Below are 12,928 nucleotides of genomic sequence, written 5' to 3' on the forward strand. Positions count from 1 at the left end.
CTTGCAAGCTGCCTTGTTTTGCCGGGTGCAGTTTAATCCTGATCCAGATGCAGGGAAATCACACCTGTAGCGGGTGTCGCACAAGGTTCATCGTCAAAGGCGATGTCGCCGTTGGGGTTCGCCTCACCATCGATTTTCAGGTCAGTGAAATTGAACAGTTTCTTGTCCATCAGATGGGAAGGGGCGACGGTAGACAGTGACGCAAAAATATTGTCCACGCGGCCAGGGAATTTCTTGTCCCACTCACGCATCAAACCCTTGATCTGCTTGCGTTGCAGGTTTTCTTGCGAGCCGCACAGGTCGCAGGGGATGATGGGGAAGTTTTTGACTTCGGCATAGCGTTCAGTGTCAGATTCTTTCACATAGGCCAGCGGGCGGATGACGATGTGCTTGCCGTCATCGGATTGCAGCTTGGCCGGCATGCCTTTCAGCTTGCCACCGAAGAACATATTCAAGAAAAAAGTCTCAAGGATATCGTCTCGGTGATGGCCGAGCGCAATTTTGGTTGCACCCAGCTCATCCGCCACACGGTACAAAATACCGCGACGCAGGCGTGAACACAGCGAGCAGGTGGTTTTACCTTCTGGTATCAGGCGCTTGACGATGCTATAGGTATCCTGGTTTTCGATATGGTAAGGGATGCCCAGTTTTTCCAGATAGGCCGGCAGGATATGATCAGGGAAGTTGGGTTGCTTCTGATCCAGGTTGACGGCGACGATGTCGAAATTGATGGGCGCACGTTCACGCAGGGTCATCAGGATATCCAGCAGGGCATAGCTATCCTTGCCGCCGGACAGGCAGACCATGACCTTGTCGCCTTCTTCTATCATATTGAAATCACCAATTGCCTGGCCAACCAGGCGACACAAGCGCTTGTGCAGTTTATTGTTTTCGTAGGTGATTTTTTCTTGCGATTTGGCCGTGGTTTTTACTTCCACCTCGGCTTCCATCAATGTTTCAGTCAGAGCTTGCATGATAGGTTTTAATTAAGGCTTAAATGTCGGTTTTGATCTGGAATACTTCCACGCCTACGCCTTCGCAGTCAGGATAGACGTCGGGTTTCATGGTGGAGATGCGTACCGCACGTACACGTGGGTGTGCCAGCATGATTTTGGCGACATCGTCACACAGGGTTTCCTGCAAGTGTACATGACCCTTGGCAATGCGGTCAGCAATCGTGCAGCGCATGAAATCATAGTCTACAACTTCTTCCAACTGGTCGTTTTTGGGTGTGGACAAGGCCAGTGGAATATACAGATCCACATTGAAGAGCACACGTTGTTCGCCTTTTTTCTCGAACTCATGCACACCGATATTGATGGAAATTTCATAATCGCGCAAAAACAGGCGACGGCAATCGGCTAACTGGGGATGGTGCAGGATAGATAACATAATGGTCCTGATGATTAAGTTGGAATAGGGTTGTTGGCAGTCGCCAGAAACATGACGTCGCGCTGTAAGGGAATCAGGTGCTGGCCCCCGTCCACCAGTACCGTGGTACCGGTGATGGCCGGGCTGTCCGCCAGAAAACAGATGGTACGGGCAATATCTTCTGGTGTGCTTGACTGACCCAGTGGCGTGACTTGATGCGCCTGCTGGAAATCGGCCGCACTCTGGTGGCCGGATACCATGGTAATGCCAGGTGCCACACCGACCACCCGCACGGTCGGTGCCAACGCTTGCGCCAGCGTCGTGGTCGCGCATTGCAGCGCGGCTTTGGACAGGGTGTAAGACAAGAAATCGGGATTGAGGTTATACAGTTTCTGATCCAGCAGGTTGATGACGCAGGCCTGTGTGTCGCTCGCAGTTGCTGCATGCAACGCCTGTGCCAGTATCACCGGAGCTGCCAGATTCGCGTGCATATGCCGGTCCAGACTCAATTGGCTGAAACTGTGAACATCATCTTCTGCAAATAACGAGGCATTGTTGACGATGCAGTCTATTTTGCCCATTGCAGCGATTGCTGCCGGTAACAGCGCGCGCGTCGCCGCTTCATCGGCAAGGTCTGCCTGCAAGGCATGGGCACGACGACCCAGTGCCTTGATTTCTGTGACCAGTGTCTGCGCCTCTTCCGCCGAATTGCCATAATGGACAGCAATATCCCAGCCCCTGTGCGCCATGTACAGGGCGATATGCCTCCCTATGCGTTTGGCAGCACCGGTGATCAGCGCCGTGCGGGCAGTGTGATTATTGCTGCTTATATTACTCATGGAAATTCTTAACAAGGATTAAGGCGTTTTTAATACAATGCGGCTATGCATAAATTATCTCTACCTGTGCCGGGCAATGATGCGCTGGCTGCTTCATCTGCTTTGCAACAACTGATTATCGACGACATCTGCCAACATCAGGGCTGGATACCATTTTCGCGTTACATGGAACTGGCACTGTATGCGCCGGATCTGGGTTATTACAGCGGTGGTGCCACCAAACTGGGCAAAGACGGTGATTTTACAACTGCACCGGAAATGTCATCCTTGTTTGGTGCTGCGCTGGCTACACTGGCGAGCCACATTTTTACCCAGACCCGGGCCGAAATCATGGAGTTCGGTGCTGGTACAGGTAAGCTCGCGCTTGATTTTTTGTCGGAATGTCAATTGTCTGGAATAGCGATAGACCGCTATTTTATCGTGGAATTGTCCGGTGAGCTGCGTGCACGGCAGGAAGAATTGTTGAAAAGCTTCCCCCAAGTGACATGGTTGCAAGAAATGCCAGATTCTTTTTCTGGCCTGGTGCTGGGGAATGAGGTACTGGATGCAATGCCGGTTGACCTGGTCATCAAGACTGCGGATGGCTGGCGTGAGGTCGGTGTTGCCGTTGTTGATGAAGACAGCAGCCCCAGGTTGATTTACCGGGAACTGGCCGGGCAGCTTTGTCATCCGGACAAGATTGCACAAATCCCGGATGCCGATGCGCTGCCGGTAGGTTACCTGACCGAAGTGCATGCCGTCGCCAGTGGTTTCATGCGCAGTATTGCCAGGATGCTGCTGAAAAGCCAGGAGACCACGGCTGCCATTTTCATTGATTATGGTTTTCCGGCGGCAGAGTATTATCATCCGCAACGCCTGCAAGGCAGCCTGATGTGCCATTACCGGCATCATGCCCATCCTGATCCGTTTTACCTGCCCGGCTTGCAGGACATTACTGCGCACGTTGATTTTACTGCCATGGCCAGGGCTGCTCTGGATGAGGGGCTGGAGCTGTTGAGCTATAGCAGCCAGGCCGGGTTTTTAATGGCCGCCGGCATCGCCGGTTTGCTGACACGGACCCCGACAGACCAGGTCATGCAGTATCTGCCACAGGCAAATGCGCTGCAAAAACTGGTGTCGCCAGCAGAAATGGGCGAGTTGTTCAAGGTGTTGATTGTGGGGCAGAAGCTGGAACTGCCAGAAAATTTACTGCGACTGGATCGCAGCCATCGCTTATGATGAGGGCGGTCAGAAGTCGCCCTGAATAAATGTCTAATAAATTACCAAATGGCAATGTTTCAACTGACTGATATACCAATTTGATCTGGAGTTCCCTTTGCTGCGCTGGGTTGTGACCATCTTTATTGTCGTTGTTGTGTTTTCCAGCTTATTGCCATGGCTGGAAAAATTCGGCATAGGTCGCCTGCCGGGCGATCTGCGTTTTCGGCTGTTTGGCCGGACTTTCTCTTTCCCTTTTGCCTCGACCATCCTGATATCTCTATTGGTTTTGCTGCTGGCGAAGATATTCAAATAAGAAGCTGTTGCAAAAGCGCGCCTGGTACCCCCAAAACTATTAAATATGTTAAAGCCTTGCAACAATGTTGCTGCTTGGGGGTAAAGTTTCCATATGAATGCGCCGTCACTTTAATATAATGAAATAGACTTTTTTCTATTTTGAGGCCGTGCTGACTCTCGGGGGAGAGGGGACAGCATGCCTGACAGCGATATAAATAATAATTAAACAATAATTACGCTAAAGGTTGAAATGAGCGAACTCAGCGACATTCGGGCATTGCTCATTGAGCCGCATTCAGGCATGCGGGTCAGTTTGCACAATATGTTGAATCTGTGCGGCATCACCAAGATAGAACATGGATTGTCCGCCGGTATGGCAGTGCGCGCGATTCAGGCCAAAGTCTTTGATCTGATACTGTGCGAGTACGATCTTGGCGTCGGCCAGGATGGTCAGCAACTGCTGGAAGACATGCGCCACCACAAGCTGGCCCCTTTATCCACGATTTTCATCATGGTGACGGCAGAGCGTTCTTATGCCAAGGTCGTCAGCGCCGCCGAACTGGCACCCTCTGACTATTTGCTCAAACCCTTTACCGCCGACATGCTGCTTGAGCGCGTGATCCGTGCGCTGGAAAAACGCAAGGCCTTCGTCGAGGTGCATAACCTGATGGAACAGGGGTCTATCCCGGAAGCCATCGTGGCCTGCCATCACGGCGAGCGCGATCATCCCAAATATGCAATTGACTTCATGCGCCTGCGCGCCGAATTGCATGTCATACAGGGAGAAGCAGCGGAAGCTGAGGAATTGTATAAACATTTATTTGAACTCAAAGCCGTTGCCTGGGCCCGGCTGGGTCTGGCAAAAACCTTGTTCATGCAGGGCAAATATCAGGAAGCCGAAGATATACTGAAAAACCTGGTGGCTGAAAATAGCAAGTACATGGATGCCTATGACTGGCTGGCCAAAACCCATGAAATGGCGGGTGAGTTGCCTGAAGCCAAGGAAGTTCTGGACATTGCTGTCGGTGTCTCTCCCCATGCGGTCAGGCGTTTGCGTAAGCTGGGCCGGATAGCGCTGGAAACCGGCGACATAGAAACGGCTGAAAATGTCTTGAAAAAAGTTGTCAGCAAGGCCAAATTTTCTGAATTCCGCGACCCCGAAGACCATATGAACCTGGTCAACGCCCTGGTCAAGAAAGGCGATACCGAGCAGGCCAAGTCGGTCATCCGCGATCTGGAAAAGAATATGTCGGGCCTGAAGAAAACTGCCGCAGTAAGAGCAATTTCTGCCGCCATGGTGCATGCCAAAACCGGTGACGCAAGACTGGCGGAAGAATTGGGTGCTGCGGTTGTCGCTTCGCGGGAAGACATTGGTCTCTCCACGGATGCCAAGCTGGGCCTGGCAAAAAGTTGCCTGGAAAATGATCAGGAAGACAATGCATCCGAGATCATCCTGGATGTGATGAAAAACGCCAGCGACCAAAACGTCATGTCGCGCGCACTGGGGGTGTTTGAAAGCGCTGGCAAGGGTCACATCGGCAAGGAACTGGCACAACGCAGCCAAAAAGAAGTCATGGATCTGGTGGCGCTGGGTGTACAAAAGGCCAAACAGGGTGATTTCCGTGGTTCGGTTGAACTTATGACCGCCGCTGCCCGCAAATCACCTGACAACCCTCAGGTGGTATTGAATGCCGCGCTGGCTGCTCTGAAATGCCTGGAAAACATGGGCTGGGATCAGGCTACCGGTGAGCAGGCGCGTCATCTGATTGAGTCGGCACGTCGCCTGGATCCCATGAATCCGCGTCTGAAAGCGATACGCGGCCTTTATGACGAACTACAGAAGAAGTACGGTATTACTACCGTACGTATGGCCAAATAAAAACAAATTTGGCCTCCATCTCCTAAACTGAGATGTGCGCTGAAATAATATTAGCTGCGGAGATCATGGCAATTCAACCTTCTGTCCACTTAGACGAGCATGCGCCGGAATCTGCACGCGACCGTCTGCTGGTAAAAATCAATGAAGAGAGCAATTTACCAACTTTGGGGGTGTCGATCACCAAAGTGGTGGAAATTACTTCATCCAGTGAAGACCCGGTCGCCAAACTCGCGCATTTCGTTCTTGCCGATGTGGCCCTGACGCAAAAAATCCTGCGCCTGTCGAACACCATCCATTACCGCACCAGTTCTGGCGCACCAGTCACTACCATTTCCAGGGCCATATTCCTGCTTGGATTCAACAGCATCAAAACCAGTGCCATGGCGATGTTGCTGGTCGATTGCTTCAAGGATAAAAGCCACGCCAACAGCGTCAGGCGTGAATTGATACAGGCCCTGTGCGCCAGCATAGTCGGGCGTGAAATGGCCCAGCGCGGCCGTTTTCAGGATGGGGAAGAGGCTGCGGTTGCTGCCCTGTTCAAAAACGTCGGCAAAGTGCTGGTGGCTTCTTTTGATCATCCTTTGTATACCCGCATACAGGCGATGCTGCAAACCGGCAAGACCAGTTCCCAGGAGGCCAGCGACGTTTTGCTAGGCTGCAGTTATGAACGCTTTGGCGAGCTGGCCCTGCAAGAGTGGAATATCCCCGACACCATCATCCAGTCGCTGGCCCCTTTACCCGCCGGTGAGCTGAAAAAGGTCAACACTCGCGCCGAATGGCTGCGTCAGGTCGCCAGTTTCAGCGATGCGCTGGCCTCCGTCATCATGACGGCGGGTGGTGCCAACATGACTGAAAAGGCAAGACCCTTGTTGCAGCGCTATGGCAAGGCGCTGGAACTGGATCAGGCCATGCTGGATGACATGCTGGTCAGGGTGGAGCTGGAAACACGGCAACTGGCCAAAAGTATGGACATTGCCATGTCTGATGTGCATACCGGCGATGAGGTGGACGCGAATGGCGTGCCCAATGAATTGCTGATGCAGGATTATGGCAGCGGTGAAATTCAAAATGATCAGCGTCACCCCAGCGGCAAGCCCATGCAGGCGCGCGATCTGTTGCTGGCAGGGGTACAGGACGTAACCCAGATGCTGGCTTCCGAATCCTTCAAACTGAATGATCTGATATTGCTGGTGCTGGAAACCCTGTACAGCAGCATGGGCTTCCGGTTTGCCGCAGTGTGCCTGCGTGATCTGCAATCCGTGCGCTATGTCGCACGCCTGGCGATAGGTGAAAACTATCTGGAACGACAAAAAGGCTTTGCTTTTCCTGGCAAGCCTGACCAGAACCTGTTTCATCTGGCCATGGTGAATAATGTCGATTTGATGATTTCCGATGCTTCTGTACCCAAGATACAGAATTTACTGCCCGAATGGCATCGCAAGCTGCTGCCAGATGCACGCAGTTTTATCATCCTGCCGCTGGTGATACAGAAAAAGCCTCTGGGGCTGTTTTATGCAGACCGTGCCGTCAATGCGGACGAAGGTGTGCCACCGGATGAAACAGCGCTGATCAAGACGCTCAAGAGTCAGTTACTGGCAGCTATGATGCGCGGTTAGTGCATTGTTAGTCTGATGGCGAAAAGCAAGCTCCCGGCCTGCGGGTTACAATGGCTGACGTTTATTTTTCGCGAGGCTTTTCATGCAGTTCACTACCTGGCTCACCTTCTTTTTTGCTGCCTGCGTCATTGCAGTCTCACCTGGCTCTGGCGCCGTGCTGTCGATGTCGCATGGCCTGAATTATGGCGTGAAAAAAGCATCCGGCACCATCATGGGCTTGCAGGCCGGTTTATTGTTGATACTGGCCATCGCCGGAGCGGGTGTCGGGTCCATACTGATGGCTTCCGAAGTTGCCTTCAGCGTCGTCAAGACAGTGGGTGCGCTGTATCTGATTTACCTGGGTATCAACCAATGGCGGGCGCGGGTGGATGTTGTGAATGAAGCTGAAGCCGATACTGAGAGCGTCGCCAGTACCCAGGCACCGGCCATGTCCAAACGTTTTCTCATTGGCTTCCTGACGAATGCCACCAACCCAAAAGGGATTATTTTCATGGTGGCGGTATTGCCGCAGTTTATTTCGCATGACGCACCCTTGTTGCCACAACTGTTGATACTCGGTGTGACGATGTGTGCGATTGATTTGGTGGTGATGCACGGTTATGCCTACGCTGCGTCCAGCATGCAGCGCTATTTCCGTGATCCAAAGTGGTTGAAAAGCCAGAACCGTTTCTTTGGCGGCATCCTGATGGCGATAGGTACTGCCTTGTTCTTCGTGAAGCGCAGTCCTGCAAGCTAAAACGCAATCCCCTGGCCAGCCAGCCTGGCCCAGGGACAAGGTTGCTGGCCTACATCAGCGGGATTTGCTGTTTTTTTGCCAGTGCATCGATATCTTGCCAGATCGTCATTTGATTCAACAGACGGGTGGCAGGATCCAGCATGGAATTCAGGTTGAAAAAACGTTCCAGCGCGGTGTCGTCAAAATTACTGTGTTGTGAAAAATTGATGCGGCCATATTGTTTGCGAAATGCATGCAGCAAATCCGCTGGCGTGTCTTTATGCCATACCTGCATCAAGCCACCCACCATCAATGCACAGTCTGTCGTCTGTTCCAGCGTACGCGGGTTCTTTGAACTGGTGGCGTCGCGATAATCCAGCAGGCGCGGGAAATAGAATTTCTTGATCCAGCTGGCCGGTATGCCGCCTTCACGCAACAGCGCGCCACTTCGCCAGAGTTTCCAGCTTTTTTCAGCTTCGCTTGTATCCGTGAACTGGCTGTCTGCCTCAATGACGCAGTCTTCGGCCAGTTCGATTTCCAGTATCACCGGCAAACCTGCGGTGACGGCAATGTTTTCCAGTTCGGGCATCTGCGGTTTTTCGCCATGCTGGTTTTGCAGGGCATTGACAAAACTTCCCATGACTTGCTCGTTGTTCTGATGCAGTGTGCTGGTCGCCTTGCAAAATGCGGCGCAGGCAGCAAAATACGCCATCAGTTCGCCCACCATGATGCCCCGCTCAGGTGCAGGTTCTGCGGGCTGATCGAAGCCCTGGCGCGGCATATCCGCCGCCAGGCCCTGGCGCAGGATAGGGTAAAGATCAGTAGAGATGCAGCCGTATTTGACGTGGCTGCCAGCGGCAAGTTTAAATTCTGACATGGCGGCTCAGGCTTTCTTGAACAGAGACAGGACGTGTTCCGGCGGACGTCCGATAGCCGCTTTATTTTGGTACGTAACGATAGGTCTTTGCAGCAAATGCGGATGGGCAACAAGCGCCTGCAAGGCCGTTGCCGTATCGGCTTGGGCCAGCTTCAGGCTTGCATACTCATCTTCATTATTACGCAACATGGTCTGCACATGATTGTCACCCAGTGCGATGAATATTTGTTGCAGTTCATCAAAATTTAAAGGGGTTTTTTGATAATCAATGATGTTTATGGCAAGTGCCTGTTCTTCGGCTACCGTGGTCAGCAAAGCCAGTGTTTCGCGGGATTTGGAGCAGCGCGGATTATGGTAAATCGTTATCATTCTTGATGCTATCGTTCATGGTAAGTTCCGCCGCATGCAGGCAGGTTTCAGCGGGTTTGCCTGCATGCGGTGGCGTTGTTCAGTAAAAGCTCTGGCCTATGCCAGCCAGGACCAGCACGCCCAGTATGGCAAACACAATTGCTGCCAGCCAGCGCACAACTTTGAAAGGGAAGTTGGGTGAGGCAATCTTGCCCAGGAATACAGCGGGTACATCGGCGATCAGCATACCCAGCGTGGTGCCGGCAATGACCAGTGGCAGGTTGCTGTACTTGGCCGCCAGTGCGACCGTGGCCAACTGTGTCTTGTCGCCGATTTCGGCAATAAAAAAAGTGATACAGGTCAGCATGAAGATGCCGTAGGGCTTGTCGCCTATGCCGTCATCTTCCATTTCATCCGGTTTCAGGGTCCAGATGGCTATCGCCAGGAATGACAGGCCCAATAACCAGCGCAACAGGGTGGGGCTAAACTGGCTGGCCACCCATTGCCCCAGCAAACCGGCCAGAGTGTGGTTGAACAGGGTGGCAATCAGTATGCCCAATACGATAGGCAGGGGTTTTTTATAGCGGGCAGCCAGCAATAAAGCCAGCAATTGGGTCTTGTCGCCAATTTCACCTATGGTGACGGCAAGGGTAGAGACGAGGAAAGCTTCCATGATGATGTGCGGGACGGGGCAATTTAATAACCAATGACAGCCATATCCCGCCCCATCCCTGGTCAGCAGAATACAACTATCAAAGGTCTTGCCCCAACCCGACGTATTACCGGGCCTAAACGCACCATGGCCAGCCGGCCAAGTATGTTGATGCGCTTTCTTCAACCGCAGTTGAAGCAGGCTACTCCCCAATGAAAGTGAGGCCGTATTATAACGCAGCTTGGCGCTTATTTCGCAATCCAGCGAAACCTTGTCTTGTTATCATGCTTGTCCTGGCCGGGATTTATGAACTGGCAGCAATGGTTTGTCTGGTTGATCACGAGGTGCTGTTACACTGGATACCGCAACCTAATTAATCATATAAACGATATTTATGGAATCATTCTATAGCTATGCCATGCGTTTCTGGTCACAGTCAGAGTTGCATGCCAATTTGATCATTTTCATGAATTTGACAGGAGCCATGTTACTTGGCTTTCTGGTTGGCTATGAGCGTTCCTACCATGGGCGTGCAGCTGGCATGCGTACCTATGGCCTGGTCTGCATGGCATCGGCAGCGCTGGTGGTGATTGCCGGTTACCCAGACTTCTGGTACGGCGGACGTGCGCTGTCGCCTGTCAATCTCGACCCTTCACGCACCATACAGGGGGTAGTGACCGGCATTGGCTTCCTGGGGGCGGGCGTCATCATGCGAGAGGGCTTTACCATCAGCGGCCTGACGACGGCGGCGTCCCTGTGGGCATCGTCTGCGATAGGCGTGCTGGTGGGCGTTGGTTTTTATGCCGCAGCCATTTTGCTGGCGCTGCTGTCTGCAGCCTGCATGATTTGGGTCTACAAGCTGGAATCTTGGTTGCCATCCAGGCCGGCAGTGTCAATTACCATGCAATTCCGCCCGGGTTTTGTACCGAATGAAGATGCCTTGCGCAGACTGGCCCTGGCGCGTGGCTATGAAATTGCAGTCGGTACCCTGACCATCAGCGCCAAAGAAGGGCGCATAGAATGGCGCTTCGTCGCCGTTGCTGTCAACCGCAAGCTGGCTACCCGTATCAGTGGGCTGGCCGCCGAGCTGGGGGCATTTGAGGGTATAGAAAATTATCATCTTGCCCACGCAAGAAACTGACCTGTCTTGCACGTATTTTTGCAAGCACTCTTGCACGTATCAGCGGGGTGAGGGCTGGATTTGCCGGCTGGCCTGGTCATCCGTCGATGGCAATTCTGGCAAGCCTTCCATGCCGTGCATGAAAATCCGCGTCACCAGGACGGCAAAGTCCGCATAGGATATCTTGTCGCCTTCCTGTTGCGGCTTGAGCCAGGTAAAGGTCCAGTTAATCATGCCGAACAGCAGCATGGTAATGGCGCTACGGTTCTGTGCATCCGTGCGTCGCGGAAAGCGGCGCTGTATGGCACTGGCGAACAGGTTCACGATGCTTCTTTGGGCATCGAGTATCAGCAGCCTTTGTGGTTCTTCCAGAAACTTCACATCATTCAGCAGGGCAATATGCCGGGTCTGTGAGTGTTCATATTCCGCCAGAAAGGCCGCAATCAGCTCTGTCAGCTCGGTATGGGTTTCAGCCAGACGTATCAGCACCTTGGTATAGCGGTCCAGTAAATCAAAAAGTATGGCTTCTTTGCTGGCGTAATAGTGGTATAGCCTGGCTTTGGAGGTGCCGCAGGCCTGAGCCAGCAGGCTCATGGAGGTGCCGGGGTAGCTATGGCTGGCGAAAGCCTGTGCCGCCCGCTCCAGGATTTCATCGCGTTGCAATTGGTGGTCGGAAGCCTGTGTGCGCGCCATGGTTAATATGCAAAATGATTTGTCTGCATGATACAGCGACATCCGTGTAGCGGGAAAAACTTCCTGATTTGATCTTGATTAATGGCCCAGGCAATTCAGATGCATATCGAACGCATTTTGTTTTGAAAAAGATGGCAATTCAGTATCTTGTGGTAAAAATGAATAAAATCATATGCTTAAGAGCAATTAATGCCTGGGTTGAGACCTGATATAGGAACAAATTCTCAAATAGGTGTTGACAGTTGGGTCGGACATCTCCATAATTCGGGGTTCCCTGCGGAGAGGTGGCCGAGTGGTTAAAGGCGACAGACTGTAAATCTGTTCTCTCTGAGTACGCTGGTTCGAATCCAGCCCTCTCCACCACAGGTAAAGAATTGAATTTAGAAATTAGCGGCTGAAGTGGTGGCCTTTGCGGGTGTAGCTCAATGGTAGAGCTGAAGCCTTCCAAGCTTATGACGAGGGTTCGATTCCCTTCACCCGCTCCAGTTTTACTTGCGCGGCTTTTTGCGCAAACAAGCTGCCCTTGTAGCTCAGTGGTAGAGCACTCCCTTGGTAAGGGAGAGGCCACGTGTTCAATCCACGTCAAGGGCACCATGGTTTATCTGGTGTATTCAAGTCTGATTTGTCGGGCGCGTGCCTGAGCATTCTCATCAAAATCGTTAGGAGTCCAAAATGGCAAAAGGTAAGTTCGAGCGCACCAAGCCGCACGTAAACGTAGGCACAATTGGTCACGTTGATCACGGCAAAACCACACTGACAGCAGCGATTGCAACAGTCTTGTCGAAAAAATTCGGCGGCGAAGCAAAAGCCTACGACCAGATCGATGCAGCACCAGAAGAAAAAGCGCGCGGTATTACAATTAATACAGCCCACGTTGAGTACGAAACAGCCGGCCGCCACTACGCCCACGTTGACTGCCCAGGCCATGCTGACTATGTTAAAAACATGATCACTGGCGCGGCTCAGATGGACGGCGCGATCCTGGTTTGCTCCGCAGCAGACGGTCCTATGCCACAAACTCGCGAACACATCCTGTTGGCACGTCAAGTTGGCGTTCCATACATCATCGTGTTCCTGAACAAGTGCGACATGGTTGACGATGCTGAATTGCTGGAACTGGTTGAAATGGAAGTTCGTGAATTGTTGTCCAAATACGAATTCCCAGGCGACGACCTGCCTATCATTCAAGGTTCCGCTAAACTGGCCCTCGAAGGCGACAAAGGTCCTCTGGGCGAAGAAGCCATCATGAAACTGGCTGATGCACTGGATTCCTACATCCCAACACCAGAACGTGCTGTTGACGGCGCCTTCCTGTTGCCAGTAG

Annotated in this window: 14 protein-coding genes, 3 tRNA genes and 1 riboswitch; of the genes, 10 read left to right on the forward strand and 7 right to left on the reverse strand. The window is 52.5% G+C overall.

Translation table 11 applies throughout. The features are described from left to right. Positions 1-32: 32 nt before the first annotated feature. The 3 genes from ttcA to ACO0LK_RS18050 are packed head-to-tail and all read right to left on the reverse strand — an operon-like array spanning position 33 to position 2,210. Positions 33-974 carry a tRNA 2-thiocytidine(32) synthetase TtcA gene (gene ttcA / locus ACO0LK_RS18040; protein WP_408058816.1) on the reverse strand — a complete coding sequence of 314 codons (942 nt, stop codon included), beginning with the start codon at positions 972-974 and terminating at the stop codon, positions 33-35. A 19-nt stretch (positions 975-993) separates the two neighbouring features. After that, entirely contained in the window at positions 994-1,392 is a 399-nt protein-coding gene (locus tag ACO0LK_RS18045; protein WP_422977435.1) for a dihydroneopterin aldolase, read from the reverse strand. Positions 1,393-1,406: 14 nt separating this feature from the next. Next, a complete protein-coding gene (locus ACO0LK_RS18050) occupies positions 1,407-2,210 on the reverse strand; it encodes an SDR family oxidoreductase (protein ID WP_422977437.1) in 804 nt (267 codons plus the stop codon). Positions 2,211-2,255: 45 nt separating this feature from the next. Here ACO0LK_RS18050 and ACO0LK_RS18055 point away from each other — a divergent pair, with 45 nt between their 5' ends. The 5 genes from ACO0LK_RS18055 (at position 2,256) to ACO0LK_RS18075 (ending at position 7,935) form a co-directional block, all read left to right on the forward strand. Then, a complete protein-coding gene (locus ACO0LK_RS18055; protein ID WP_422977438.1) occupies positions 2,256-3,428 on the forward strand; it encodes a class I SAM-dependent methyltransferase in 1,173 nt (390 codons plus the stop codon). Positions 3,429-3,525: 97 nt separating this feature from the next. After that, on the forward strand, positions 3,526-3,723 hold the full coding sequence (locus ACO0LK_RS18060; protein ID WP_186946268.1) for a DUF2905 domain-containing protein: 198 nt from the start codon (positions 3,526-3,528) through the stop codon (positions 3,721-3,723). Positions 3,724-3,954: 231 nt separating this feature from the next. Beyond that, entirely contained in the window at positions 3,955-5,583 is a 1,629-nt protein-coding gene (locus ACO0LK_RS18065; RefSeq protein WP_422977440.1) for a tetratricopeptide repeat protein, read from the forward strand. A gap of 65 nt (positions 5,584-5,648) precedes the next feature. Then, positions 5,649-7,199 carry an HDOD domain-containing protein gene (locus tag ACO0LK_RS18070; RefSeq protein WP_422977442.1) on the forward strand — a complete coding sequence of 517 codons (1,551 nt, stop codon included), beginning with the start codon at positions 5,649-5,651 and terminating at the stop codon, positions 7,197-7,199. A gap of 82 nt (positions 7,200-7,281) precedes the next feature. Next, entirely contained in the window at positions 7,282-7,935 is a 654-nt protein-coding gene (locus ACO0LK_RS18075) for a LysE family transporter (protein WP_422977444.1), read from the forward strand. 49 nt (positions 7,936-7,984) lie between these two features. Here the strand turns inward: ACO0LK_RS18075 and ACO0LK_RS18080 are convergent, their stop codons facing one another. The 3 genes from ACO0LK_RS18080 to ACO0LK_RS18090 all read right to left on the reverse strand — a co-directional run bounded on the left by ACO0LK_RS18080 (position 7,985) and on the right by ACO0LK_RS18090 (position 9,812). Further along, a complete protein-coding gene (locus ACO0LK_RS18080) occupies positions 7,985-8,791 on the reverse strand; it encodes a hypothetical protein (protein ID WP_422977446.1) in 807 nt (268 codons plus the stop codon). A gap of 6 nt (positions 8,792-8,797) precedes the next feature. Beyond that, on the reverse strand, positions 8,798-9,160 hold the full coding sequence (gene arsC, locus ACO0LK_RS18085) for an arsenate reductase (glutaredoxin) (RefSeq protein WP_422977448.1): 363 nt from the start codon (positions 9,158-9,160) through the stop codon (positions 8,798-8,800). A 79-nt stretch (positions 9,161-9,239) separates the two neighbouring features. Continuing rightward, positions 9,240-9,812: a TMEM165/GDT1 family protein gene (locus tag ACO0LK_RS18090; RefSeq protein WP_422977450.1), complete on the reverse strand. Its 573-nt coding sequence runs from the start codon at positions 9,810-9,812 to the stop codon at positions 9,240-9,242. A gap of 95 nt (positions 9,813-9,907) precedes the next feature. Then, positions 9,908-10,014: riboswitch (yybP-ykoY riboswitch) on the reverse strand. 171 nt (positions 10,015-10,185) lie between these two features. Between ACO0LK_RS18090 and ACO0LK_RS18095 the strand changes: the two genes are divergently transcribed. Continuing rightward, positions 10,186-10,932 carry an MgtC/SapB family protein gene (locus ACO0LK_RS18095; RefSeq protein ID WP_186946275.1) on the forward strand — a complete coding sequence of 249 codons (747 nt, stop codon included), beginning with the start codon at positions 10,186-10,188 and terminating at the stop codon, positions 10,930-10,932. A 39-nt stretch (positions 10,933-10,971) separates the two neighbouring features. On the opposite strand, the gene ACO0LK_RS18100 is transcribed toward ACO0LK_RS18095, so the two are convergent. Then, on the reverse strand, positions 10,972-11,604 hold the full coding sequence (locus ACO0LK_RS18100; RefSeq protein ID WP_422977453.1) for a TetR/AcrR family transcriptional regulator: 633 nt from the start codon (positions 11,602-11,604) through the stop codon (positions 10,972-10,974). Between the two features lie 278 nt (positions 11,605-11,882). Between ACO0LK_RS18100 and ACO0LK_RS18105 the strand changes: the two genes are divergently transcribed. The 4 genes from ACO0LK_RS18105 to ACO0LK_RS18120 all read left to right on the forward strand — a co-directional run. Beyond that, a tRNA-Tyr gene (locus tag ACO0LK_RS18105) sits at positions 11,883-11,967 on the forward strand. Between the two features lie 48 nt (positions 11,968-12,015). Next, a tRNA-Gly gene (locus ACO0LK_RS18110) sits at positions 12,016-12,089 on the forward strand. Positions 12,090-12,123: 34 nt separating this feature from the next. Further along, positions 12,124-12,198 (forward strand) — tRNA-Thr (locus ACO0LK_RS18115). Between the two features lie 78 nt (positions 12,199-12,276). Continuing rightward, positions 12,277-12,928, forward strand: a 652-nt coding sequence (locus ACO0LK_RS18120) for a GTP-binding protein (protein ID WP_422977455.1), incomplete at its 3' end; no start/stop codon positions are given.

Origin of the sequence: Undibacterium sp. Ji49W, assembly GCF_049340205.1 — a bacterium.
Classification (GTDB): Bacteria; Pseudomonadota; Gammaproteobacteria; order Burkholderiales; family Burkholderiaceae_D; genus Undibacterium.